This window comes from Streptomyces sp. NPDC057617 (assembly GCF_042800555.1).
GTDB lineage: Bacteria > Actinomycetota > Actinomycetes > Streptomycetales > Streptomycetaceae > Streptomyces.
Map to the genome: position 1 here is coordinate 532,937 of NZ_JBHVGV010000004.1, position 24,821 is coordinate 557,757.

Here is a 24,821-nt window from a genome sequence, read left to right on the forward strand (position 1 = left end):
GACCCAAAGAGCTGCAAAAGGGGGGCGGGGGGGGACTTCCTGCCCCGCCGGGGCGCCGAGCCTAGAGTTGGCCGATGGGCCGACCGGAAGGACCGCCCCTTCGGCCGCTGCTCAGAACAGCAGGTTGTACTTGTTGTAGCCGGTGGCCAGTTGCTTGCGCGCGCCGAAGATGTCCGCGCTCGCCTTGCCGGTGCCCGGGTACAGCCACAGGGTGCCGGCGGTGTCCCGCGCCATGATGTCCGCGAGGCCGTCGCCGGTGACATCGCCGGAGGCGATCAGCGACGTGAAGGTCCAGCCGGTACGGACGGTGATGCGGGCCTGGAACGGCGCGGTGGGGCTGCCCGTACCCCGGTAGAGGAACACCCGGTTGAGGGTGTCGCGCACCAGGAGGTCGGGCTTGCCGTCACCGCTGTAGTCGCCGCGGCCGAAGATCTTGTAGCCCTTCAGCGCCCCGGTGGCGAACTTGACCCGCGAGTTGTACTCGCCGTTGCCCTTGCCCGGGAACACCCAGCCGTTGCCGGCCGTGTCGGTGGTCACCAGGTCGGGGCGGCCGTCCCCGGTGACGTCACCGGGAATGGCGTACGAGGCGTAGGCGCCCGACACCGTCGTCAGGACGATGTTCTTGAACGCTCCGGTGAGCGGGTCGCTCTTCATCAGGTGGAGCCGGCCGTCGTTCTTGTCGCGGAGCAGGATGTCCCAGCCGCCGTCCCGGTCGACGTCCGTCTGCAGGGCCCAGGACAGGGGCTGCCAGCCCGGCCCGACGTACACGGCCGGGTTGAGGGAGGTGCCCTTGCTGCTCTGGACGAACAGGTTCCCGGACGGCGCCCGCGCCACCAGGTCCGCACGGCCGTCGTAGTTGTAGTCGGTGTCTTCGATCCGCGGCGTGGCCGTCCCGGTGTACGGCAGCACCTTGGTGAACACCGAGTAGGCGCCCTTGGCCGTGCAGCCCTCGACACCCCACGAGACGATGCCGATGATCTTGCCGCCGGCGATCAGCGGACCGCCCGAGTCACCGCTGCAGGTGGCCTTGGTGCCCGCGTCGGAGCCGGTGGCCGGCGTGCCGGCGCAGATCATGCTGCCCTCGACGAAGTAGTCCCTGCCCAGGATCTTCTTCATCGAGGTGTTGCAGGCGGTGTCGCTGACCAGCGGCAGGCTGACCTTGCGCAGCTTCGTCGCCAGCGCGTCCGACGCGCCCGAGGTGAGCCCCCAGCCGTAGACGGTGGCGGTGGTGCCCGCCTTGTACAGCGCGCTGTCGTGCGTCTGGGCCAGCCGCAGCCACTGCTGCTTCAGCGGCCTGTCCAGGGTGAGCACGGCGATGTCGTTGCGCACGGTCGCGTCGTCGTACGAGCGGTGCTGCCACTGGCGCGCGACGCCGGCGAGGACGCCGTTCGACTCGGTGCTGGTCACCCCGGCGTTGACGACGCCGTAGCTGCGCCAGTCGAGTCCGTTCACGCAGTGCGCGGCGGTGAGCACCTTGTTGGGGGCGACCAGGGTGCCCCCGCAGAAGTAGTACTCGTCGGCGGCCTCATCGGCGTACCAGAGCTGGACCATCCACGGCGCGCTGGCGATGGTGGTCTCGGTGCCGCCGATGATGAACGGCGACGGCGCGCCCTTGTCACCCGCCGTGCTCGGCGTCGTGGCCGCGGTTGCCGCCGGCTCCTCGGCCTGCTGGGCGGCGACCGCGCGGCCGGCGGAGACCACGCGCCCGCGCAGGGTGGCCTCGTCGGTGACGGTCTTGCCGGTGGCTGTCTTGCCGGCGACGGGGTTGCCGACGGTGGTACGGGCCGTGCCGGCGCCCGTGAGAGCGGGGCCGTTCACCGCCAGGGCGGGGCCCGCCGCGGGCAGCGCGAGAGCCAACGCCGCACCCGACAGGCAGAAAAGGACCGCACGGCGTATGAAGCCGCGCTTGACAGGTATCACTCGGTGTCTCCGGATCCCCCAGGAAAAAGCATCGGACTGCCCGAGGGACACACAGGCTGACGACGCTCAAGGAATCGTCGGCTCAGACAACTCGGCCGACCCCCACCGCGGAGCCCCCCTCCGGCGAAGTGATGCTAGGCCCCGGCAGCGGGATCCGGCCACCATCTGCCGCGACCCGGCGAAGTGTTCACCGAAAAGTTTCCATTTGTCTGACGAATCCACCTCATGGCCGAGGCGCTGGTCCCACCGCCCGGGCGTACAACCAAATGAGACTCCCGGTAGTCACTTCCTAGCCCGTCTGATCATGGCTGAAAGGAAGCCTCTTTCTGTGAGACCTGTGAGACCCCATAACCGGGTGAGACCCCAGAACCGGTTGACCGTCGCCAGTGCGGCGGGCGTCGTCTGCGTTGTCGCGGGCACGCTGCTCAGCGCCACGGCCACCCCGGCCGTCGCGGACGTGACGTGTGCCTCTCCGACCTGGAAGGCACAGTTCTACGCCAACACCACCTTCAGCGGCACACCCAAGCTGACCGCCTGTGACAGTGCCATCAGCGAGAACTACGGGACCGGTGACCCGGCGGGCGTCACCCTGCCCCGGGACAACTTCGCCGTGCGCTGGAGCGTCGCCCGCGACTTCGGCTCGGGTGGTCCGTTCACGTTCTCCGCCGCGTCCCAGGACGGCATCCGCGTCTACCTCGACGGCGTCCGCAAGATCGACCTGTGGCGGAACGTCTCCAGCACCCAGAGCAAGTCCGTCAACCTCACCGTCCCCGCCGGCAAGCACACCCTGCGCGTCGACTTCGTCGCCTGGACCGGGTCCGCGAACGTCAAGTTCTCGTACGCTCCCCGGACCACCGCCACGGTCGACAAGGTCCGGCCGCTCGCCCCGAGCGCGGTGACGGGCAGGCTCGACAACGCCACCGCCAAGGCCGTGGTGTCCTGGGCGCGCAACAAGGAGATGGACCTCGGCGGCTACCGCCTGTACCGGCGGGAGTCGGGAGGCACCACCTGGGCCTACATCGGCACGACCACCGGCACCTCGTTCGCGCACCTGCCCACGACCACCGGCCGCACCTACTACTACGAGGTCCGGGCGTACGACAAGGCCGGCAACGTCTCCGCGGGCAGCGCGGACGTACCGGTCACCAGCATCGCCGTGGCCCCGCCGGCCGGGCTGGCCGCGCAGGGCCTGGACGCCGGCAACAAGCTGACCTGGAAGGCGGTGCCGGGAGCGGTGAAGTACTCCGTCGAGTGGCGCGCCACCGACGGCAGCATCCGCTTCCTCGGCGCGACGGCCACCACCGGTTACACCGATACCGCGGCCCCCCGCTCCGAGAGACGGACGTACCTGGTGCGGTCCATCGACGGGGCCGGCCGGTACTCCGGCTACGCCGGTGCGGAGGCCTTGCGCCCCGTCGCGGCGCCGCACGAGGTCACCGCCCGTGCCGACGCCGATCGGGCGGTGCTGACCTGGAAGGTCAGACCGGCCACGGACGGGAGCTACTTCGGCTTCCACGTCTACCGCTCCACGTCCCTGCCGGTGGACACCACCGGCGAGCCGGTGCGGTGCGACGCGTGGTCGACCACGCTCGCCGACGGCCGGAAGCAGTACAGCTGCACCGATGTCGCCACGGGCGCCAAGACCACGTACCACTACGTGGTGAAGGGCTACGACAACGGAGGCCGCGAGTCGCTCGCCTCCGGCACCGCGTCCGTCACCACGCTCGAACCCGTCCGGGACCTCACCCCGCCGGCCGCCGTCGGCGGGCTCACGGCCGAGGCGACCGAGTACGGCATCGTGCTGAACTGGAAGGCGAATACCGAGCCGGACCTCGCGCGGTACGTGGTCTACGTCGGGGAGGTACTGCGCGACGACGACGGCGAGACGATGTGCAGCGGCGCGGAGTACGCCTACCTCAGCAAGGCCACCACGCACTACCTGTACGCGGCGAACCCCAACGGCTACGAGCGCTGCTTCTGGATCGACGCCGTCGACACCAGCGGCAACTCGAACTACCGGTGGACCAAGGCGGCCGACGTCAGGATCGTCACCGCGCCGGACCTGACACCGACGGTCCCCACTCCGCCGGGTTCGCCCCTGTACCCGAACGCCAAGGCCGGGACGCGGGGCGTGGTGGAGCTGTCCTGGAACGCGGTCGAGGACGCGACGGGCTACCGCGTATACCGCTGGGACCGGGCCACGGGCCGGTACGAGCCGCTGACCGGCACCGACCCGCACGCGTTCACGTCGTACACGGACACAACAGCGTCCTCCGGCACGACCCACTACTACTGGGTGACGGCCGTCCTCCCCGACGGCACGGAAACCGCCCCCGGCGCGGACTGGGTCCTGGTACCGCCGACGACGGGCTGACGGTTCGACACATCACGGGCGGACCCCGGGGGCTCAGTGCTACAGGCCCCCGGGGTACCGCGAGAGCCAATCCGGGTGGCGCGCGCTCAGTGCGTCCCGTTCGGCAGGGGTCGCGGTGATGACGTCGACCCCGCCGTCGTATGGATGGAAAAGCCATCCGAGACCCCTCGGCGCGAGGATGACCCCCGCCGTCTCGAAGTCCGCGACCTTGCGCAGCAAGGGATCGAGAGTCGTGGGCAGGTTCGTGAGTGTCCCCATATAGAGGTGCGTGTACGTGCGGAACTCGGGCGCCTCGGTCTCGTCCTCCAGAACGGTCCGCCAGGGGTCACCCGGGGCGACCTGCTCCACGTCCGGTTCACGTCCGCGCGGAGATGGGTCATCGCTCCACTCGCAGGTGATCACCACGAGATCCTGCGGCGCTCCGAGGTCGGCGAGGAGCATGTGCTGCCGTCCGAGCAGGGTCACGTACTCCTCCTCGGTGACGGCGTATCTCTTGGACCGGGGCAGGCTGTGGAAACGCACCCATCGGTCCGGCTGAGCGGTGCGCAGCAGGTGTCCCAGCGGGGGCGTGTCGCCCCAGTGGGATTCCCACGCTGTATCGAGGTCCGGGAGGCTGTTGTCCGTCGGGGGTGTCATGGGCCGCCCACGACCGTCACGATGGAACCGGCGGGTCCTTCCTTGTCAATCACTCGCGCAGACCAGGACGGCCTCGTACCTTATGGCCACGGATTTCCTGCACGCAAAACGCTCGGCTGGGAAATCCCAGCCGAGCGTTTTGCCGAGCCGCTGACTGCCGACAGGTCAGATCGTCGGTGTGTCGTCGACGACCTCCTTGTGCGGTTCGACAATGAACTTCCAGCCATCGCTGGGTTCCAGGAATCGCACTCGGGTCGGGTAAATGTCCAGGGCGCGGCGGTCGCGGTTCTGGCTGCTCGTGTTCTTCCGGCCCCGGATCGGCTCCTCGAACAGGTCGACCTTGACGTCCGGCACCGCGACGGCTTCCTCGCTCCAGCGCTGAACGATCCCCACGCCGAATGCGTCCCGCGCGGCGGAGTAGAGCGAATCCAGGGATTCCTTGTTCCCGTTGGGAACGAAGAGGGCGAGATTCAGGAGGACGCCGGCGCTCTGGAGAACCTCGATTTCCTCCCCCGCCTCGTCGGCAACCCAGATCCCGCGCTCTTCGGAATTGTCCGGGAGGACATGGATTTCCTCACCGAAAATCGTCCTCGCGGTGAAGGACCCTCCCTCGAAATTCTTACCCGGCTCCGTGAGGAAAGCCGGGGCGTAGCAGTCGAGAGGAAGGCCATCCATCTCTGCCGAGACGAAGATGCCGTCCTGGAGGCCCAACTCTGCAACCTCCTCGGCCGTAAGACGTCGGGCCGCAACCTTCTCGGTGTTCACGCCATTCCCCTTTTTTCGTGGCGTCCTGTGAATTCATTGAGACTCTATCACGAAAACGGCAGGCCAGTTCCCGTGAGGCATCTCTTCGCGCTCACGATAGTACCGGTCAACCCTCCGGGTAATTCCTTCCGGTAGAACAGCAGACGAAGTCAGTCGCCAAGTGGAATGCGAAGCAGACTTAGCCGAATAGCAACAAGCTCCTTGATACTCGGCATTACGCTGTGCTTGCCGAGGTTTTCTCAGTGAAGATCCCAGTGAAGATCCCAGGGCTTGGCGGACGGGCCGCTAGCGCGTCACGCGGTGGTGGAGGAAGACGACTCCCGAGCCGAAGGTGCGGGTCTCGACCAGTTCGAGATCCACCCGGCGCTCACGCCGGGGAAAGAACGGAATGCCGCCGCCGACCAGCACCGGACAGACCCTGGCCCGGTACTCGTCGATCAGGCCCGACGCGGCCGCCTCGGCGGCGAGAGTCGCGCCGCCGATCGCGATCTCGCCCTCCCCCGGCTCGGCCCGCAACCGCTCGATCTCCTCCGCCACGCCGCCGGAGGCCAGGCGGGCATTGCCCCGCACCGACGACAGCGTGGTGGAGAACACCACCTTCGGGAGCCGATTCCAGATCGCGGCGAACTCAAGCCTCAAGGCGTCGAGCGATGCGTCCTGGTCGGCGGTCTCCCAGTACAGCATCGTCTCGTACAGCCGCCGTCCCAACAGATAAACGCCGACCTCTCGCACCTCGTCGGTGGCGAAGCGAAAGAGTTCCTCGTCGGACGCCGTCGTCCAGTCGAAGCCGCCGTCCGGCCCGACGATGTAGCCGTCGAGTGAGACGTTCATCGAATAGGTCACGCTGCGCATCAGAAGTCCTCCTCGGTGACGGGTTCCACCGTATGACCGCCGGACGCCCCAGGACTCATCGCGGCTCACGGGAACAACCGAAGGTGAGCCGGCCTGTGCGTCACCAGGCCAAGGCGTCGGCCATGTCCGACTGCCAGTACGAGACGCGGAGCGAGCTGTCGATGTACACACCCCCGCTGGGCAGTGACGGGTGGGCGGCGCCCGGGCTCCGGTCGAAGTAGACCCTGAGGGAGTTGGCCGTGTAGCCGTTGGAGCCACTGCCGTCCGCTGCCGAGAGAAGGACGCTCGCGTAGCCCGACCCACCAGGGGGCAGCGTGACCACGGCCTGCGGCTTGGAGGCTTCGATGGCCGGCGGGACGGACTGGGCCTCCTCGAACCGGACGGCCGGGTAGCCGATGAGGTCGCAGTTCCTGGAGCCGGTGTTGGTGACGGTGAGAAGGAGGTGGTTCAGCGGGCGGGAGACCACCGTGGCGGTCGTCCTCGTGGAAGTGCTGGAGCAGGGGTTGAGGACGGACTCCGAGCTGTGCGAGCCCGTCGAACCCGGGGCGCTCGTCGCTCGCCGTGAACCGGCCGCGCCACTCGTCGGGGCCGCGCCGCCCGTCGAGCCCTTGGGAGCCGAGGCGGCGGAGTGGGCGGAGGTGCCGGACTTGGCCTGTCCCGCCGCCTTGAACGTTCCCTCGCTCGCCTCGGGCGAAGGCGTGCCGGGCGCCGTGGGCGACGAGGCGGACGAGGTCGACGCGGTGAACGCGGACGCCGTCGAAGCGCCCTCGTCGCGGGTGCCCTCGCCGTTGTTGCACGCGGTCAGTGTCAGGGTGGCGGCCGTGAGTGCGGCGGCGGCGAGCATGCGGGTGCGGTTGGTACGTACGGACATGTGATCCCCCAGGTGCGGTACGGGTGTTGTGCACAGGCCGCTCGACCGGGTGCCGGGAGCGGCGTGCTTGGATGGCCTGAGCTTGTGCGGTGATCCGTCCCGGCCGCCACAACTGCCGGGACTTCCGGAACGCCGGAACGCTTGCGACAGCGCTGGCCTGGGGGAATGACCTGCGCCTGGAATGGCGGTCCGGGACGTGAAGAGGACGGTCCGGGACGTGAAGTGAGGGAGGAACAGTGGCGGCGGACGAGTTCTCGGAGCTGTTGGGCCGGTTGAAGGAGCGGTCCGGGCTCAGTTACGGGGTGCTCGGGAAGCGGCTGCACATGAGTGCGTCCACGCTTCACCGGTACGTCAACGGGGACGCCGTACCGACGGACTACGCGCCCGTGGAGCGGTTCGCCCGGGTGTGCAAGGCGACGCCCGAGGAACTGGTGGAGCTGCACCGGCGGTGGATTCTCGCGGATGCCCGGCGCGGGCAGAAGGCGGTCAGGGCCCCAGCGGAGGAGGAACCGCAGGCGCGGACAGCGGAGACAGCGGAGACAGCGGAGGCCGTGCCCGGGACAGCCGGGTCCGAAGCAGCAGCCGGATCCGGAGCAGCGGCCAGGCCCGGACTGGCACCCACGCCCGAAGCAGCGGCCAGGCCCGTAGCGCCGCCCACGCCCGGAGCCGCAGCCCGGTCCGGAGCCGCAGCCACGCCCGGAACCCCCGCCGCAGACGTTCCCCAGGTCGAGCGGCAGTCCCCGGCGGGAACTCCCCCGGCGCGGCGTCGGCGTACCGTCGTCCTCGCCGGTACCGCCGTGGTCGCCGCCGTTGCCGCGGCCGCGCTCGTGGTGAACCTCGTACCCGACAAGGGACATGACGACCGGAGCGGGCAGCAGTCCGTGGGGGCCCCTGCCTCCGAGTCCGCCGGCAGCAGTCCCGGCGCCTCCGAACCGGCCGACGCGAAGGGCAGGTCGGCCTCGCCGTCCACCTCGCGCAGCGGCAGTCCCACGGTTTCCGCCCCCGCCCCGGCATCCCGGAGTGCTGAGTCCGAGGCGGCGGAGGGCAACGGTTCAGGCGACGGTCCCGAGGACGGGGCCACCGCGCCCGCCGTCGCCGTCAATCCGTACAAGTGGGACGATCCTTGCAGCCAGCACTACCTGGTCGACCAGCAGCCCGAACAGGTGCCTCCGCCGCCGGCCGAGCCGGACGCCCGCGGGTGGGTCACCGCTCTCGGCGGGGTCGCCGCCGGGCAGCAGATGCTCGCGCTGACCGTGCAGGGCACCGGGAAGGCGACGGTCGTCCTGGAGGCACTGCATGTACGGGTGGCGGCGAAGAGCGCTCCGCTCGCCTGGAACGACTTCGCGATGGGCGTCGGGTGCGGCGGTGGCGTGGAGACGGTGTCGTTCGGTGTGGACCTCGACGCCGGCCGGCCCGCGGTCTCGCCCAGGGCCGGGCAGCGTGACTTCCCGTACAAGGTGAGTGAGTCGGATCCCGAGGTCTTCTACATCTTCGCCGACGCGCGGGCGAACAATGTGAGCTGGTACCTGGAGCTGGACTGGTCCAGCGGTGACCGGCACGGCACCGTACGCCTCGACGACAAGGGCAAGCCCTTCCGTACGAGCGGGAACGCGGGGCGGCCCGCGTACACCTATCCGCTCGGTGACTCCGGGTGGGGGCGGGACGAGTGGGAACCCGAGATTCCCGGCTGAGGGCATGGGTTCTCCCGCCGCGCCGGGCGGCTCCACCTGGACCGGTGGAGCCGCCCTCGCTACGCGGCGCGGCCGGATGAGGCCGCGTCAGACGGTCGTTACGGGCGCCGTCAGAAGGCCGTAACGCCGTTGAGCCGTTACGGCCGTCAGGAGGCGGAGTCGGCGTTGCGGCGGCGGACGGCGAAGACCGCGACGGCGCCGAGGACCACCGCCGCGCCGGCCGCCGCGGCGAACTGCGGGAGGGCCGAGGGGGAGCCGGTGCTGGCGAGGGAGCCGGTGACGGCGGCGTCGCCGGAGTCCACCGGGGTGGTGGACGTGACGCCCTGCGCCCTGTTGTCCGGGGTTCCCGGCGTGCTCTTGCCGGGCTTGGCGTCGTCGACGTCGTCGACGGCGCTGCCCGCGGCGAGGAGTTCGAAGGCGTACTCGGTGGGGAGGTTGCCGCCGCAGGACTCGTCGTTGATGTAGTCACCGGCGACGAAGGCAAGGCCGTCCCCGGCCGGGGCCTTGGCGTCGACCTTCAGGCGCAGCTTCACGTCGGCGTGGGCGTGGGCCTTCAGCGGACTGATGGAGCCGGCGCTGCCCACCTCTTCCACGTTCTTCCATGCCGGGGACGCGGTGGTCGACCACTGCAGGTGGAAGGCCTTGTCGATGACGTTGTAGCCGCTCTTGTCCGTCGCGTGGAAGTAGACGAACGGGAAGACCTCGTCCAGCGTCTTGTCCGTGCCGTTGGTCACGCGGAGCGAGAAGTCCGTCGTCGAGCCCGCGACGATCTTGGACGGCAGGCCGGTGACGACGGTCTTGAGCTTGCTCTCGAAGACGCAGTCCGGCTCGTCCGGCTCCGTCTCCTCCTCCTCTGCGTCGGCGAGCGCCTTGTCGGCGGCCTCCTTGGCCTTGAGCGCTTCTTTCGTGGCGTTCTGGACCTTGGAATACTCCCGAACGGCCGCGACACGGGCGTCATCCGCGGCCTCACGGGCCGTCGCGGCCTTCTCGTCGGCGGCGGCCTTGGCGTCTCCCGCGGACAGGGCGGCGGTCTCGGCGTCGGTGACGGCCTTCTCCGCGGCCGCCTTCTCCTCGGCGGTGGCGGTCTCGGGCAGCGCGGCAAGTGCGGCCTGGGCGTCGGTGAGCGCCTTGTCGGCGTTCTCCTTGGCGGTGGCGGCGAGGGCCGCCTCCTGCTTGGCGGTCTCCGCGGCGACGGCGAGGGGCGCGTCGTCGGAGAGGGCGGCTTCGAGGACGGCCCGCGCGGCCTTGTCCGCGGCAACGGCGTCGTCGTACGCCTTCTGCGCCTTCTCGGCGGCCTCCTTGAGTTCCTCGACGGAGGGCTTGTCCCGCTCGCCCTGCTGCTGCGCCCGCGACGCGGCGGACGGCTTGGCGTCGGCGAGCGCGGGGGTGACGGAGAGCAGGACGACGGGGGTGGTCACGGCGGCGACGACGGCCGTGGCAAGAGTGCGGCGAATCTTCAACGGAGTCCTTCGCGGGTCCGAAAACAGGTCCAGAAACAGGCTCGAAAAGCGGGTTCGAAAGAGTGCTGAGGCGGCCGCTGCGGCAACACCCACGCAGGGCCTCGCCGTTGATCGTATGACCGGAAACACCGTTATCGGAAGCGCATTAAGCAGGCGACCGGTACGGCACACCGCTCTCACAGGCGAGACAATTGCCGCACAAGGGGATAGTTGTGCTCGCCGCACGAGGCACTTTTATGATCCATGTCACCTTGTGGAGGCGTGCTGGAAGCCAACTGCTCATGTCGGCATGGTGAGACGAGGGGCGTCCAAGTCGGCCTGTGACGTGACCCGCTCCATGGAAAAGCCCCGGGCCAGTGGCCCGGGGCTTTGTTGAGGGCCGCTGAGGGTCAGTGGCGCCCGAAGATCTTCTTGCCGGCGCCGAGGTCCAGGAAGACCGTTTCGCCGGTGGCGTTGTCCAGGCCGTCGTTGTCGGTGATGGCGTAGACCCGGCCGTTGCCGGCCACCGTCAGGCCTTCGAGCTTCTCCTGGGTCCAGCCGTTCGTCGCGCGCAGGTCGGGGAGTACGTCGTGCGCGAGCTTCTTCGGAAGGACGGGCAGCGGGCCCGACGGGGCCGCGGACTTGGGCAGGTCGACCGTGTATACCCGCTTGATCCTGGCCGACGGGCCGTTCAGCTTGTCGCGCTCGATGACGGCGAGCTTGTCGCCGACCACGGTGATCTCGGAGAGGCCGATCCAGTCGCCCGGGGTGGTCGTGCTGCCGATCCGGTAGCCGTACCAACTCCAGGTGCCGGCCGTGACGTCGTACCGGCCGAGCCGGACGATCCCGGCCGGGTCGGTCTTGACCTCACGCTGAAGCGTGGCCCAGACCACCTCGCGGCCGTTGCGGTCGGTGGTCGCGGTGACGCCCTCGAAGCCCTGTCCGCCGAGGCCCGCGGCGACGTCCGCCGGCAGCGGGACGACCTGCTGGGTCTGCCCGGCGCCGTTGAGCCGGACCAGCTTGTCGTCCGCGCCCTTCGCGCCCTCCACGGCGAGCCAGAAGCCGCCCTGCGGACGGGCGTAAATGCCCTCGGCGTCGTAGCCGACCGGCCGGCCGTCGGCGTCCTTGACGGTCAACGCCCGGGTGATGACCGCCGGTTGCCGCGCCGCGTCGATGGTCAGGATCCTGGTGGTGGAGTACGCCGCGTCGGTGACGCTGTAGAGCTGGTGCGGCTTGCCGGGTACGGCGGAGAGCGCGCCCAGCGCGCCCCAGCCGATCGGCGCGCCGGTGGAGTCCGCCGCCGAGACGAGGCTCGGGAACGCCGGGGCGTCCTTGCCCTGGCGGCCCAGGCGGAAGAGACTCACCGAGGCCCGTACGTTGACCGAGGCGTCGTCCTCCTCACTGGAGACCGCGAGCAGATCGCGGGACGGGATCGGCAGCAGCCCCTCGGGGCCGTTGGTGGTGGCCAGCACCTGGCGGAAGACCGGGGCGGTCGGCCGGCTCAGGTCGTACACGGCGACGAAGTTGCTGCGCTCGGAGCCGACGAAGGCGTAGCGCACACCGTCGAACTCGGCGATCGCCAGGCCTTCCGGCTCGGTGCCCTTGTTCTCGGAGCGGTCCTCGTTGTGCAGCCCGTACCGCACGGCGATCGACTCGAAGCTGTTGCCCGCGTCCCAGACGACCTTGCCGGTGCGGCTGTCGAAGACGGACCAGCCCCGGGTGCCGCCGTGCCAGTCGCCCTCGTTGGCGGTCGCCAGATAGCGGTCGTCGACCCAGCCGATCGAGTCGGGTTCGCGCGGTACGTCGGTGATCGAGCCGGTCAGGTCGATATTGCCGTCCTCGACCGTGTCGATGCCGCTGACCGACGCCGTACCGGCGCTGAAGGCCTTGGTGATCCTGCCCGTCGGCAGATCCAGCATGACGACGCCGTTGTTCTCCTGGAGCGTCACCGCGAGCTGGTTGCGGCTGTTGATGGAGACGTACTCCGGCTCCGGGTCGGTCGGCTCGGTGATCCCGGCGGCGACCAGGGCGGACAGCGCCGCGCCGTTCGGCTGGGTCAGCGGTACGGCCCGGGTACGCCACTGCTTCGGCGCGTCGCCCTTGAGGTCGACGATCTGCACGAAGCCGGCCGGAAGCTGGGGCAGGTCGCCCTCCTCGCCTCCGGGCGGGGTCGCCTCCTCGTCGCGCTCGTTCTCGATCGCGATGGCGGCGTACCGCTTGTCCTTGCTGATCGCGATGGAGTCGGGCTGGCCGCCGAGGTCGTACGTCGCCACCCGCTTGCGGTCGCGCAGCGAGATGACGTCGAGCCGGCCGGACGGTTCGGTGTACGAGGCGCTGGTGTTGACCACGACCAGGACGTACTTGCCGACCACGGCCACCGAGGTCGGCTCGTCCTCGGCGTCGCCGAGTTCGGTCAGCGACAGCGTTCCGAGCCCCCGCGGCCGGTCCGGGTCGCCGATGTCGAGGAAGCCGATCCGCCGGGCCGCCGCGTCGGTGTAGACGAGGGTACGGCCGTCCTCGCTGGTCGCCGAGATCTCGGCGACGGTCGGGGAGGCGGCGTCCTCGCCGGCCGGCCGGTTCTGGAAGACCGGGTAGGTGGCGGTGCGGTCGAAGGCGACCGGCCGCCGCGACTCGTGGTGCGCGCTCGCCGCGTTCTGCTGTGCGCTCGCCTTCTGGTGTGCGCTCGCCGCGCCCGTGCCGGCCAGCATGCCGGCGGTGACTGCTACGGCCACGAGTGCGGCGTAGGTTCTCTTTGGGGGCATCGTTTCTCCGTTGCACGACAGTGACGGAGCAGGATCGTTTCACCGGCGAGCGAGTACGGAACGGCTTCCGGGTGAACGCCCGACGAAGGACATCGACGCGGCCCGGTCCTGACGCCAAGTCCCCGGCCGATGGGCGGGACCGGTCCGGCCCATGGGACCGGACCGGTCCGGCGCACCGTACGGGCCGAGCCGCCCCCGTACGGCGAGCGGGCCCAACCCCCGTACCGGCGCGTAACGTTCACCCCTCGGGCACCCCGCATTCCGGTCATGCTCCTGACAATTGGCTGCACTGGTCACCATGAGTGGACACCACGCTGACACAGCGCACGCGCACTCCCACCCCCACGGACACCCCCACGGACAGAAACACCAGCCGAGCCGTCGCTCCCTGCTCGCCGCCGCGGGCGGTCTGCTGATCGCCGCCGCCGTACCCGGCTCCGCGTACGCCGCGGACACCCGTACCGCGTCGGGCACCGCGCCCGCGCCCCGGGCCGGGGCCTCCCGTACGTCCCTGGTCACCCAGGGCACCCGGCTCGTCCATGCCGATCTGCACAACCACACACTGATGTCGGACGGCGACGGCGACCCCGCCCTCGCGTTCGCCTCCATGCGCGACGCCGGGCTCGACGTGGCCGCGCTCACCGACCACGCCACCCTCTTCGGCATCAGCGGTCTGTCCCAGAGCGAGTGGGACCGTACCCGCCAGCTCGCGGACGCCGCGGACGACCCGGGCACGTACACCGCGATCCGCGGTTTCGAGTGGTCCAACCCGTTCATCGGCCACACGAACGTGTGGTTCACGGAACAGTTCGTCGATCTGGGCGGCGCCATCTCGATGAGCGCGCTCTACAACTGGCTCGGCAGCCGGGACGGCGTCGCCGGCTTCAACCATCCGGGCCGCGAGGCGGGACGCTTCGACAACTTCGCGTACGTGGCCGCGGCGCGCGAAAAGATGGTAAGCGTCGAGATGTTCAACCGCGGCGACGACTATCTCTTCGACGGCTGGGCGGACCACGGGTCCTCGCACCTCAACGCCTGCCTCAACGCCGGCTGGCGCACCGGAATCACCGGTGTGAGCGACCATCACGGGACCGAGTGGGGCCACCCCGAGGGCGTCGGCCGCGCCGGGCTCTGGGTCACCGAGAACACCCGCGCCGGGGTGCTCGAAGCGCTGCGCGCCCGCCGCTTCTTCGCGAGCCGCTACTCGGGCCTGCGCCTCGACGCGACCGCGAACGGGGTGCAGATGGGCGGCGTTCTGCCGCTCGCGTCCGGGTCCGGCGACGTACGGTTCGCCGTGGACCTCGACCGCGGCCCCGAGTGGGCCGGCAAGCCCCTCAACGTCCAGGTGCTGCGCCCCGGTACGGACGCGCCGGTCGTGGCCGACGTCATCGAGACCACGTCGGGCAGCCTGGTCGAGTTCACCGTTCCGCTCGGTGTCGAGGACGGTACGTGGGTGGTGCTGCGGATCTCCGATCCGTCGCAGCCGAACGGACAGCCGGGCCCGGCGGGCCACCCGTGCAACGACCTGGGGGTCGCCTACTCCAGCCCGTGGTGGCTCCAGCCCTGACGGCGCCGAAAGCCCCGGGCCGACGGCCCGGGGCTTTGTCGTTGCGCAGACCTGTTGTCCGTATCGCCGCGCCTCAGTTCCGGGCGTGCCCCGCACGGGCGAGGCTTGTACGGGCGAGGCGGCGGCGTTCGAGGGCCGCGGCGATGGCGTACGCGCCGCCGCCCGCGACGGTGAGCACCCAGTAGAGGCCGGGGGTGCCGAGGAACAGCGCCGCGGTGGAGGTCAGCGCGAGCCAGGTGCCGAGGCTGTAGTGCAGCAGATTGCGGCGTACGGCGCCTTCGGCGAGATAGAGCAGGCCGACGACGAGGCCGGAGCCGGGTACGGGGGACTTCCCGTACCGGATCCGGCCGATGTGCTGGGCCGATGTGCGACAGCGGGGACACAAAGCGGCGCACAAGGTCGGCCGGCCAGGGCAAGGTGCTGGTCACTGCGCGCTGGTGGGCGAATCCGTGCAGACCGAGCCAGAGCGCGACCGCGTCGGCGAAGGGATCGGTGCTGGTCGAGTACCCGGCGGCGACACCGTCGGCGAGGATGCCGACGAGCATCCGCAGGACCCCCGCGCCGGGCCGGGCCGGGTGGTCGGCGAAGGCGCCACGGTTGAAAGCGCCGCCGTTGAAGGAGCCGCCGTCGGTGACGACCGGGTTCCGGACGTCACCGGACATGGCGGCCTCACCGGGCATGGCGACTTCACCGAACATGGCGCGGTAGCGCTCGGGGGGGTGGCGGCGAGAGTTCCGTGACGAAGGACGACATGACCGCGCTCGGCGCGGACACCCTGCAAGTCGTCATAGACGCACTCGACGGCTGCGTCACCGCGGGCCAGGCCACCAGCACCGATCTGTACGGCGACGCGGTAGCGCTATGGCTGGGCCTGCACGGACTCGCGGGGGACATCGCCGACCGCATCATCACCACGCTCGCCCACCTGAAGGACGCCTGAGGCTTCACGGTTGTGGGGGTACGGGATCCTGTCCGGCCGGTCTCGTGAGCGGGGCGGGGCGGGACAGGGCCCCCGGACAGGGCGGGCAGGACCTACCCGGCGGCGCTGCCGTCCGTGTTGAGGTCAACGCCCGCCATCAGCCCGGCGAGTACCCGCTCGGATTCGAAGTGGCACTCATGCACCGTCGTTGCCGTCGCGCAGGGAATGAACCATGCTCCGCAGGATCCGGAACGCGTCCGACTGCTCGGTCTCGGTCATGCCGGCCAGCATTCTGACCTCGACGGACCGGACCGCTACGGTCGCCTTCTCCAGGCTCCGTCGGCCGCGAGACGTGAGCCGTGCGGGAAGAACCTTCCCGACGGGCGCCTCCGCAGGCCTGGTCACGTAACCGTCTCGTTCCAGGGCCTGGAGCAGCACGTTCATCGACTGCCGTGTCACGAACGCGCCACGCGCGAGCTCGGAGTTCGACAAGCCCGGCCGTTGAGCCAGCAGTTCGAGGCAGGAGTAGTGCGTCACGCTCATCCCGAGCGGCCGCAGCACCTCCTCCATGGCTGCGCGCAGGGCGCTCGAAGCCTCTTTCAGCAGGTAGCCCAGTGATGTGTCCAGGTCGACGCCGACACCGTTTTGACTCATGTCAGAATTCTGACATACATTGATCCGTGTCAGGAATCTGACACGGAGAGAAGGAGCATCATCATGCCCGCCACCGGCCCCGACTTCGTCTCGCTCCAGGTGCGCGACCTCGACGCTTCGCAGGCGTTCTACGAGCAGTACCTCGGCCTCGTCCGCTCGCAGGCCGGACCTCCGCACGCCGTCGTCTTCGAGACGAAGCCGATCGCGTTCGCACTCCGCGACGTCGTTCCCGGCACCGATCTCGCATCCGTTGCCCAGCCCGGCATCGGTGCCGCGATCTGGCTCCACGCCACCGACGTCCAGGCCATCCACGATGCTCTTTTCGCCGACGGTCACACCATCGTCTCCGCACCGATCGACGGCCCCTTCGGCCGGACATTCACCTTCGCCGACCCCGACGGCTATCAGGTCACCCTCCACGACCGCGCCTGACCGGCCAAACGCCACCGGACGATCACCGATCCTCTCGCGGACTCGGCGTTCACGTCGTCATACGTGGGCCCGGGACGTCTCCAGGGGCTGAGCGGCCTTGGGGAGGCCGAGGCGACCTCGGGTGGTGGTCAGGAGGATGAGTGCCGCGGCGATGGAGGCGAGCAGGAAGGCGTGGGTGCCCTGGGCGGAGGAGAGCGAGGGGAACATGCCCATCCACGCCAGGGAGAAGAAGTTGTTGATGCTGGTGTGCAGCAGCATGACCAGCGGCATGCTCTCGCCGGAGCGGTTGAAGACCCAGGTCATCACGAAGCTGAAGGCGATCGCGGTGGCCATGAACTCCAGCGGCTTCATCGCCGTCACGTCCGGCCAGCCGCCCCACTCGGTCAGGAACAGCGGCAGGTGCCAGGCGCCCCAGAGGACGCCGACGATGAGGGTGGCGGCGACAGGACCGTACCGGCGCTGCATACGCGGCATCGCGAACTCGCGCCAGCCGGGCTCCTCCGCGAGGCCGGTGGTGATCATCTGGAGCAGAAGGCCGGGCAGGTACGCGGCGAGCACCGCGACGGACGGCGGTACGGGGCTCCGGCCGGTCAGCGCGGCCGTGGCGAGGGTCAGCGCGACGGGCACCGAGAGGAGAACCACGAGGTACCAGCGCCAGCCGACCCGGAACTTCGTCATCCGGTCGCGCCAGGCCCGCAGCCCCCGGCGTCCCTCGGTCATCCCGGTCACCAGGAGCGCCGACACGATCGGACCGAGGTACGCGCCGGGCAGGACGCCGAGGAGCTGAGTGGTGCCACCGATGGCGGGGTAGGCGAAGTGCCAGACGCCCAGGCCGTTCTCGGACAGTACGTACGGGGTCCAGGCCAGCCAGCTCAGCACGAAGGCCAGCGAGAAGAACCAGGTCAGGGGGCGACGGCGGAGGCTGCCCCGCAGGCCGGAGGAGCCCGGGCCCGCTTCTCGGCGCGGGTCTTCCGGGCTCGTACGGCCCCGGTCGTACTGACTCGCGTCGGCCTTGCTCTCCCGGCCCGTACCGACCCGGCCCTCCCGGCTCGTACGCGCGTCGTCCCCGCTCGTACGCGCGTCGTCCCCGCTCGTACGCGCGTCGTCCCCGCTCGTACGCGCGTCGTCCCCGCTCGTACGCGCGTCGTTCCGGCTCGTGCCGGACGGGCGGGGCTCGTTGCCTGTGGGGGCTTGGATGTTCACCGCGGTGTCCCTTCGGACGGGGCTGATGTGACGTGTTCAGCACACCAGCGCCGCGTCCGCGGATCATTGCCGTGCGCGCCCCAAGTGGTGGTACAGCAGGCTGTACCACGCGGCCGCGCCCGTACTGCGCCGTGCAACTACGCCCGGCGCCGGGCGTCCTCCAGGTAGCGGAGGACCGCGGCCACCCGCCGGTCGACCTGGTCCGCCGGGGACAGGTCCAGCTTGGCGAAGATGCTGCGGATGTGCTTGTGGACCGCGCCGTCCGTGACGACGAGCCGGCCGGCGATGGCGCTGTTGCCCAGCCCCTCGGCCATCAGGGCGAGTACGTCGCGCTCGCGCGGGCTCAGACGTTCGAGGCGGGTGTCCTGGCGGGAGCGGGTGAAGAGCTGGGCGACGACCTCGGGGTCGATGGCGGTGCCGCCGGACGCCACCCGGTGCAGTGCGTCGAGGAACTCCTCGACCCGGCCCACCCGTTCCTTGAGCAGATAGCCGAGGCCGCCGACCCCGCCGGTGAGCAGTTCGGTGGCGAAGCTCTGCTCCACGTACGCGGACAGTACGAGGACGGCCAGATCGGGGCGGCGGCGCCGGGCCTCGACGGCCGCGCGGATGCCCTCGTCGGTGTGCGTGGGCGGCATCCGTACGTCGAAGATGGCGATGTCGGGCTTGTGCGCGTCGATGGCGTCCAGCGCTCCGTCGGGGGTACCGGCCGTGGCCACCACGTCGAGGGACTCCGCACGCAGCAGCAGGGCGAGCCCCTCGCGCAGCAACGCGTCGTCCTCGGCTATGACGACCCGTAGTTCACGAGCCGCGGACGGGCCGGCATCCACGGGCGAACCACGATCGGCGGACAGGTCACGAGCCACAGGCAGACCACGATCGGCGGACAGGTCACGAGCCACGGGCAGGTCACCATGCACAGGCAGGTCACGATCCACAGGGAAGATCCACTTCGAGCGTTGTCGGGCCGCCGGGCGGGCTGGCCAGGCGGAGCGTACCGTCGTGTGCCGCCACGCGGCGGCGGATGCCGGTGAGGCCGGAGCCGCCGTCCTCGTCCGCGCCGCCCCGGCCGTCGTCGGTGACGGTCAGTCGGAGGCGTCCGCCGCGGGCCCGTACCGTAACCGTGGCGTGCGCGGCGGCACTGTGCTTGGCGATGTTCGTCAGGGCCTCGGCCACCACGAAATAGGTGGTCGCCTCGACGGAGGCGGCGCATCGTTCGGGTGCGTCGACGTCGATACGGCAGGGCACCGCGCAGTTCGCGGCCAGCCCGGAGAGAGCCCCGGCCAGCCCACGGTCGTCCAGGACCGGAGGCAGGATGCTGCGCGAGACGCTGCGCAGTTCGGCCAGGGCCTGTTCGGCGGCGGACTGGGCGCGTTCGAGGATGTCGTCGGCGCGGGACGGATCGCGGGCCACCTGGCGGCGGGCGGCGCCGAGCAGGACGGTGACCGAGACGAGCCGGTTCTGCGTGCCGTCGTGGAGCGCGCGCTCGATACGGCGCAGTTCGGTGGCGTGCGCGTCCAGGGCGGCGGCGCGGGTGGCGGTCAGTTCCGCGACCCGGAGCGACAGGTCGGTGTCGGGACCCGCCGCGAGCAGGCGCCGTCCGGGGCCGGCCTGAAGCCGTGCCATGCCGGGGGCCAGGCCCACGATGATGACGATCCAGCCCACACCGAGCAGGGTCACGGCGAGGGCGTCCGGCCAGGATTGCGCGGAGCCGAAACCCAGGGATGTGGCGGTCGCGTCCCGGGGCATGAGCCGCCAGTACAGCGGAAAGGCCGTGTCACGTACGGCCATGACCGGCAGCAGTACGCCGAGCAGGCCCAGGAGCAGCCCCGAGGTGGCGTGCCGGCACAGCCAGCGCAGCTCCCGCCGGGTGGTGGGGTCGACGAGTGCGAGCCGCAGTTGGGTGGGCGGGGGTTCCGGGGCGATGACCTCGGGGCCGCGGCGGGCGAGCCGCCGGCGTTCCCGGCCGGCCAGGGCGTGCAGTACGCGCAGGACGAGCGGCGCGATGAGCAGGCCGACACCGACCAGTGAGGCCACGGCTGTCGCCGCGAGCAGGAGCAGGACGCCGAGCGCCATGGCGGCCGTACCGAACCCGCCGACGAGCTGCCCGATCGCGGCACCGGCGGCTCTCAGCGTCCGTACGGCGGTGTCCTTGAGGCCGTCGGCCGGGGTGTCGTCGGGACGATGGGCCGCGGTGTCGTCGGGACTGTCGGCCGGGGCGGCGGCCGGGGCCGGGGCCGCGGTGTCCTGCTGCGTCGCCATCCGCCGTGCCATGCGCTCTCCCTTTGTTCGCGAACGACCTTAGGCGTACGGGCGTTCGCCATGGGCCCGGGGGTGGGGAAGCCCCGGGCGGGAGGGCGCGAGGGGGCAGGCCGGCGGAGGGCGGGCCGACCGGGGGCGGGGGTAGGGAGCGCTGGGGGTCGGGGGTACAGCCTGCTGTACCCCGGATCGGGCGGTCCACTGGATCGCCCGAGGGCGGTCACGCTCCGTAACGTCGGTGACGACAACAGCGGCGATCCCCGCAGGAGGAAGTCCCCATGGCGCACACCGATCCGTACCGCCTCACCGCCCCAACCACCCCCGTCCTCGCCACCACCGCCACCGCCGAAGGCCCGAGCGGTGGCGTCACCCGCGGTGACATCGTCCGTACGTTGCTGTGGACCGTGGTGGTGATCAGCGCGGTCGCCAACGCAGTGGCCTCGTACGGCGCCGTCAGCACCTGGGTGCAACTGTCCTGCGGCACCGTCACCCTGCTCGCCGCGACGGCCCTGGTCGTGCGCAGTCTGCGAGGACGTCGATGAGGTCGGTGAGGTCGACGCCGAGGTCGACGGGTTCCGCGATGAAGTCGACGAGCACAGCCACCGTCGGCACCGCGCGGCGGACGACGCCCGCCATCGCGCTGGGTCGCGTCAGCAAGACGTACGAGGGTGGCGTACGGGCCCTCGACGACGTGTCGTTGACCGTGGAGCACGGGACGTTCCTCGCCGTGATGGGGCCGTCGGGGTCCGGCAAGAGCACGCTGATGCACTGCGCCGCGGGGCTCGACTCGCCGACGTCGGGCAGTGTCCGTATCGACGGCCAGGAGATCGCCGGGCTGAACGAGACCCGTCGCACCGAACTGCGCCGGGAGCGCGTCGGTTTTGTGTTCCAGGCGTACAACCTGATCCCCTCGCTCTCCGTCGAGGACAACATCACACTGCCGCTGCGGCTGGCCGGGCGGCGCCCGGACCGGGCCTGGCTGGACACACTGGTCGAGCGGGTCGGGCTGGGCGACCGGCTCGGCCACCGCCCGGCGGAACTCTCCGGCGGCCAGCAGCAACGGGCCGCTGTCGTACGGGCGTTGGCCGCCAAGCCGGCTGTCGTGTTCGCCGACGAGCCGACCGGCGCGCTCGATCTCCGGAGTGCCCACCAGGTGCTCGATCTGCTCCGCGGCCTCGTCGACGAACTGCGCCAGACGGTGGTGATGGTCACCCACGACCCGGCCGCCGCGGCCCGGGCGCACCGGGCGCTGGTGATGGCCGACGGCCGGGTGGTCGAAGCCCTGGAGGACCCGACCGCGCCTCAACTGGCCGACCGTCTCGTGACGTTGGGGGAGCGGTAGACCATGCTGCATCTCGCTCTGCGGATGACCGCGCGCCGGATCAGCGCGCTGCTCGCGGTGGCGTGCGCGGTCCTGGGCGGCGCCGTGCTGATCACCGCCACCGGCGTACTGGCCGAGTCCGGACTGCGTTCCCAGTTGCCGCCCGGCCGGCTCGGCGGCGCGGACGTCGTGGTCGCGGCCGACCAGGAGTACCACCCGGAGGCGGACCTGCCGATCCCACTGCCCGAGCGCGCCACGGTCCCGGCGCAGCTCACCGACCAACTGGCCGGGCTGCCGGGGGTGACGGCGGCGGTCGGTGACATCGGGTTCCCGGCCGCGCTCGTGGACGCGCGGGGACAGGTCGTACCGCCGGCGGACGGGGACCCCGCGTCGGCCGGGCACGGCTGGTCCTCGACGAAGCTGCTGGCGGATCCGCGAATCGAGGGCCGCGCGCCGTCGGGCCCTGACGAGGTCGCGGTGGACGCGGCGACGGGCCTGAGCGTGGGTGACCGTGTGCAGATCGCCGCCAACGGCCGCCCCGCCGCGCCCTATCGCGTCTCGGCGGTGGTCGGGACGCTGAGCGCTGGTACGGGTACGGGCGCGAGTGCGGGCGCGGGTGTGTTCTTCGCGGACGAGACGGCCGTACGCCTGTCCGGTCGCGAGAGCCGTACCGGTGACGGCGGTGGCGACGGTGGGAGCGGCGGCGGGGGCGAGGGCGAGGGCGACAGTACGGGTACGTCCCCTGCTGCCGGCCCGCGCGCCGGTACGGATACGTCCCCCGCGGGCAGCCCACGCGCCGGCACGGTCGACCTCATCGGCCTCACCACCGAACCCGGCGCCGAGGAACAGGTCGCCTCCGCGGTGCGCGGCCAGGTGGCGGGCACCGGCCTGAAGGTCCTCACCGGCGCGGACCGCGGCGAGACCGTGTCGCCCGGGGTGGGCTCGGCCCGCTCCCTTCTCGTCCTGCTCTCCGGTTCGCTCGCCGGGATCGTCCTGCTGATCACCGGATTCGTCACCACGGGCGCGCTGGGCGTGTCGATCGCCGGGCAGCGCCGCGATCTGGCGCTGATGCGGGCCGTCGGGGCGACCCCGAAGCAGATACGGCACCTGGCCGCCGCCCAGTCGACGGTCGTCGCGGCCGTGGCCCTGGTGCCGGGCGTGGCCGTCGGCTATCTGCTGGCCGGACAGTTCCGGGGCATGCTGGTGGACCGCGGTGTCCTGCCCGCCCAACTCCCCCTGACCATCAGCCCGTTGCCCGCCCTCGCCACCGTCCTGCTCATGGCGGCGGCGGTGCGGATCTCGGCCCGGTGCGCGGCCTGGCGTACGTCTCGTATGCCGGCCACCGAGGCGGTCGCCGAGTCGCGCAGCGAGCCGCGGAAACCGTCGAGGACGCGCACGCGCAGCGGACTGCTGCTGATCGTCGCCGCGAGCGTGATGTCGGCCGCGCCACTGCTGCAACGCACCCTCATCGGCGCCTCGGCCACCTCCATCGCGGGCATCCTCGCCGCGATCGGCCTGGCCCTGGCCGGCCCGGCGCTGGTCAAGGGCGTAGGGGAAGCGGCCGTACGCCGGCTGCGCCCCGGCGTGTCCGCTCCGACATGGCTGGCCCTGTCCAACGTACGGGCGTACGCGTTGCGCGTCACCGGTGTCGTCAGCCCGCTGGCCATGGCGGTCGTGTTCGTCCTGACGTACACGTTCGCACAGACCACCGTCATGGCCGCGACCTCGCACGACACCGACACCGACACCCTCGCCCAGCACCGGCTGAGCGCGCCCGGCCTGGGCGGTCTGCCGACGGGCACCCTGTCCGACGTACGGGACGTGCCGGGCGTACGGGCCGCGGCACCCGTCAGTACGACCACGGTGGCGTGGCCGTACAAGCAATTCGGCGACGCGGCGACCGAGTCCGCCTCCGCGATGATCCTGACGCCGGCCGCCGCGGACGTCCTCGACCTCGGCATACGAGAAGGAAGCCTGGCGCACCTCACCGGCGCCACGGTCGCCGTCAGCAGCGAGGTCGCGCGCTGGCGCGGAGCGGAAACGGGCCGGCACGTACGACTGATCCTCGGCGACGGCGCACAGGTCGACGCCCGGGTCGTCGCGGTGTACGACCGCGGGCTCGGCTTCGGCCCGGTGGTCCTCTCCCGCGATCTGGCAGCGGGGCACACCACGGCGGGACTGGACCAGAGCGTCCTGGTCCGCACGGACGGTACGGCCGCCGCGGAACGGGGGCTGAGCGCACTGGCTGCGTCGAGCCCAGGCCTGGAGCTGTCGAATACGACACCGGGGTCGGGGGCAGCGGCCTCCGGTGGGTCGGACACCCCGCCCGAGGTGTGGATCAATCTGGCCGTCATCGTGGTGCTGCTCGCCTATCTCCTGCTGAGCATCGCCAACAAGCTCGTCGCCGCCACCGCCCAGCGCCGCACCGAGATCGCCGCCCTCCGCCTGGTCGGCACAACACCGCGTCAAATACGCGCGATGATGCGCCGCGAGGCCGCCGTGATAGCCACCGCCGCACTCACCACGGGCCTGCTCCTGTCCGCCCTCCCCCTCGCCCTCCTGGGCCAGGGCTTCCTGAACCACCCCTGGCCGTCGGGCCCCACCTGGCTCCTGCCCGCGACCGCCGTCACGGTCGTCGTCATGTCCTTCCTCACCATCGAACTCCCCACCCGCCAGTCCCTGCGCAGGGCACCGGCGGAAGCGGTCCGGACGGGGGCGTGAGGCGTGGTCATGAGGCATGTGGGCGGCGGCGGCCCCTGGAGGTTTGGCACAAGGCTCGACCCCGCGGATTCCGGCCATTCCTCGGTAGCCGCTGCCCCCGGATTTCACATTGTGCCTATGGTGAGAGCCGTGTGCCGGGGGGCTCTGACGAGGCGCCTGGGGCAGCACATCACCAACACGTCGGGGGGTACATCGTGGTGGGGAATCGTCATGCGGCCTCTGGCCCCGGCACCTGAAAACCCCCACTGGCCCCCGGCACGTCCGGGGCTCCGAACGACATCGGTCTCCCTCTTCGGCCAGGCCTTCGGCCAGAGTCAAGTCCCCTTCCTCCAGGCCCCCTTCAGTCACGTCCCCTTCAGTCAGGTCCCCTCCGCAGCACCGAACCGCATGCGGTCGTCGCGGTCCCGCGAACCACGAACTGTCGCGGCCAGGCCGCCG

General features: G+C 70.9%; 21 protein-coding genes. 9 read left to right on the forward strand and 12 right to left on the reverse strand.

From position 1 onward, the window contains the following. Positions 1 to 111: 111 nt before the first annotated feature. A complete protein-coding gene (locus ACFU9P_RS13890; protein ID WP_384079932.1) occupies positions 112 to 1,857 on the reverse strand; it encodes a trypsin-like serine protease in 1,746 nt (581 codons plus the stop codon). A 418-nt stretch (positions 1,858 to 2,275) separates the two neighbouring features. Here ACFU9P_RS13890 and ACFU9P_RS13895 point away from each other — a divergent pair, with 418 nt between their 5' ends. Next, a complete protein-coding gene (locus ACFU9P_RS13895; RefSeq protein WP_384079935.1) occupies positions 2,276 to 4,294 on the forward strand; it encodes a PA14 domain-containing protein in 2,019 nt (672 codons plus the stop codon). Positions 4,295 to 4,333: 39 nt separating this feature from the next. Here ACFU9P_RS13895 and ACFU9P_RS13900 read toward each other — a convergent pair whose 3' ends face one another. From ACFU9P_RS13900 to ACFU9P_RS13915, 4 genes are all read right to left on the reverse strand, one after another. Next, complete coding sequence (locus tag ACFU9P_RS13900) at positions 4,334 to 4,930, reverse strand: hypothetical protein (RefSeq protein WP_384079938.1); 597 nt, start codon at positions 4,928 to 4,930, stop codon at positions 4,334 to 4,336. A 165-nt stretch (positions 4,931 to 5,095) separates the two neighbouring features. Then, positions 5,096 to 5,695: a hypothetical protein gene (locus ACFU9P_RS13905; protein WP_384079941.1), complete on the reverse strand. Its 600-nt coding sequence runs from the start codon at positions 5,693 to 5,695 to the stop codon at positions 5,096 to 5,098. A gap of 285 nt (positions 5,696 to 5,980) precedes the next feature. Beyond that, positions 5,981 to 6,547 (reverse strand): dihydrofolate reductase family protein, encoded by a 567-nt coding sequence (locus tag ACFU9P_RS13910; RefSeq protein WP_384079944.1) that lies wholly within the window; start codon positions 6,545 to 6,547, stop codon positions 5,981 to 5,983. A gap of 100 nt (positions 6,548 to 6,647) precedes the next feature. Further along, entirely contained in the window at positions 6,648 to 7,418 is a 771-nt protein-coding gene (locus ACFU9P_RS13915; protein WP_384079947.1) for a DUF4232 domain-containing protein, read from the reverse strand. 236 nt (positions 7,419 to 7,654) lie between these two features. On the opposite strand from ACFU9P_RS13915, the gene ACFU9P_RS13920 reads away from it, so the two are divergent. Further along, positions 7,655 to 9,109, forward strand: coding sequence for a helix-turn-helix domain-containing protein (locus tag ACFU9P_RS13920; protein WP_384079950.1), 1,455 nt, complete (start codon positions 7,655 to 7,657; stop codon positions 9,107 to 9,109). A 146-nt stretch (positions 9,110 to 9,255) separates the two neighbouring features. On the opposite strand, the gene ACFU9P_RS13925 is transcribed toward ACFU9P_RS13920, so the two are convergent. Beyond that, positions 9,256 to 10,569 (reverse strand): peptidase, encoded by a 1,314-nt coding sequence (locus ACFU9P_RS13925; RefSeq protein ID WP_384079953.1) that lies wholly within the window; start codon positions 10,567 to 10,569, stop codon positions 9,256 to 9,258. A gap of 389 nt (positions 10,570 to 10,958) precedes the next feature. Further along, positions 10,959 to 13,310, reverse strand: coding sequence for an esterase-like activity of phytase family protein (locus ACFU9P_RS13930; protein ID WP_384079956.1), 2,352 nt, complete (start codon positions 13,308 to 13,310; stop codon positions 10,959 to 10,961). A gap of 298 nt (positions 13,311 to 13,608) precedes the next feature. Between ACFU9P_RS13930 and ACFU9P_RS13935 the strand changes: the two genes are divergently transcribed. Next, complete coding sequence (locus ACFU9P_RS13935; RefSeq protein ID WP_384079958.1) at positions 13,609 to 14,877, forward strand: CehA/McbA family metallohydrolase; 1,269 nt, start codon at positions 13,609 to 13,611, stop codon at positions 14,875 to 14,877. Here the strand turns inward: ACFU9P_RS13935 and ACFU9P_RS13940 are convergent. Then, on the reverse strand, positions 14,847 to 15,422 hold the full coding sequence (locus tag ACFU9P_RS13940) for a hypothetical protein (protein ID WP_384080076.1): 576 nt from the start codon (positions 15,420 to 15,422) through the stop codon (positions 14,847 to 14,849). The two genes, ACFU9P_RS13935 and ACFU9P_RS13940, sit on opposite strands and share 31 nt — an antisense overlap. Here ACFU9P_RS13940 and ACFU9P_RS13945 point away from each other — a divergent pair. Then, the gene (locus ACFU9P_RS13945) at positions 15,315 to 15,617 is read left to right on the forward strand and encodes a hypothetical protein (protein WP_384080085.1); all 303 of its coding nucleotides are present in this window, start codon (positions 15,315 to 15,317) and stop codon (positions 15,615 to 15,617) included. The two genes, ACFU9P_RS13940 and ACFU9P_RS13945, sit on opposite strands and share 108 nt — an antisense overlap. Beyond that, the gene (locus ACFU9P_RS13950) at positions 15,614 to 15,817 is read left to right on the forward strand and encodes a TetR-like C-terminal domain-containing protein (protein WP_384079961.1); all 204 of its coding nucleotides are present in this window, start codon (positions 15,614 to 15,616) and stop codon (positions 15,815 to 15,817) included. Before ACFU9P_RS13945 ends, ACFU9P_RS13950 begins: the two co-directional genes overlap by 4 nt. A 174-nt stretch (positions 15,818 to 15,991) precedes the next feature. Here ACFU9P_RS13950 and ACFU9P_RS13955 read toward each other — a convergent pair whose 3' ends face one another. After that, positions 15,992 to 16,450 (reverse strand): MarR family winged helix-turn-helix transcriptional regulator, encoded by a 459-nt coding sequence (locus ACFU9P_RS13955; RefSeq protein WP_376386176.1) that lies wholly within the window; start codon positions 16,448 to 16,450, stop codon positions 15,992 to 15,994. A gap of 63 nt (positions 16,451 to 16,513) precedes the next feature. Here ACFU9P_RS13955 and ACFU9P_RS13960 point away from each other — a divergent pair, with 63 nt between their 5' ends. Next, the gene (locus tag ACFU9P_RS13960; protein ID WP_384079965.1) at positions 16,514 to 16,882 is read left to right on the forward strand and encodes a VOC family protein; all 369 of its coding nucleotides are present in this window, start codon (positions 16,514 to 16,516) and stop codon (positions 16,880 to 16,882) included. Positions 16,883 to 16,939: 57 nt separating this feature from the next. On the opposite strand, the gene ACFU9P_RS13965 is transcribed toward ACFU9P_RS13960, so the two are convergent. The 3 genes from ACFU9P_RS13965 to ACFU9P_RS13975 form a co-directional block, all read right to left on the reverse strand. Next, positions 16,940 to 18,085 carry a CPBP family intramembrane glutamic endopeptidase gene (locus tag ACFU9P_RS13965; RefSeq protein ID WP_384079968.1) on the reverse strand — a complete coding sequence of 382 codons (1,146 nt, stop codon included), beginning with the start codon at positions 18,083 to 18,085 and terminating at the stop codon, positions 16,940 to 16,942. Between the two features lie 137 nt (positions 18,086 to 18,222). Next, a complete protein-coding gene (locus ACFU9P_RS13970) occupies positions 18,223 to 18,912 on the reverse strand; it encodes a response regulator transcription factor (RefSeq protein WP_384079971.1) in 690 nt (229 codons plus the stop codon). A 97-nt stretch (positions 18,913 to 19,009) separates the two neighbouring features. Further along, on the reverse strand, positions 19,010 to 20,356 hold the full coding sequence (locus ACFU9P_RS13975) for a sensor histidine kinase (RefSeq protein WP_384079973.1): 1,347 nt from the start codon (positions 20,354 to 20,356) through the stop codon (positions 19,010 to 19,012). Positions 20,357 to 20,619: 263 nt separating this feature from the next. Between ACFU9P_RS13975 and ACFU9P_RS13980 the strand changes: the two genes are divergently transcribed. The 3 genes from ACFU9P_RS13980 to ACFU9P_RS13990 are packed head-to-tail and all read left to right on the forward strand — an operon-like array spanning position 20,620 to position 24,383. After that, positions 20,620 to 20,883: a hypothetical protein gene (locus tag ACFU9P_RS13980; protein WP_384079976.1), complete on the forward strand. Its 264-nt coding sequence runs from the start codon at positions 20,620 to 20,622 to the stop codon at positions 20,881 to 20,883. A 38-nt stretch (positions 20,884 to 20,921) separates the two neighbouring features. Continuing rightward, the gene (locus ACFU9P_RS13985; protein WP_376386188.1) at positions 20,922 to 21,683 is read left to right on the forward strand and encodes an ABC transporter ATP-binding protein; all 762 of its coding nucleotides are present in this window, start codon (positions 20,922 to 20,924) and stop codon (positions 21,681 to 21,683) included. Positions 21,684 to 21,686: 3 nt separating this feature from the next. Then, the gene (locus ACFU9P_RS13990) at positions 21,687 to 24,383 is read left to right on the forward strand and encodes an FtsX-like permease family protein (RefSeq protein WP_384079980.1); all 2,697 of its coding nucleotides are present in this window, start codon (positions 21,687 to 21,689) and stop codon (positions 24,381 to 24,383) included. The last annotated feature ends 438 nt before the right edge of the window (positions 24,384 to 24,821 follow it).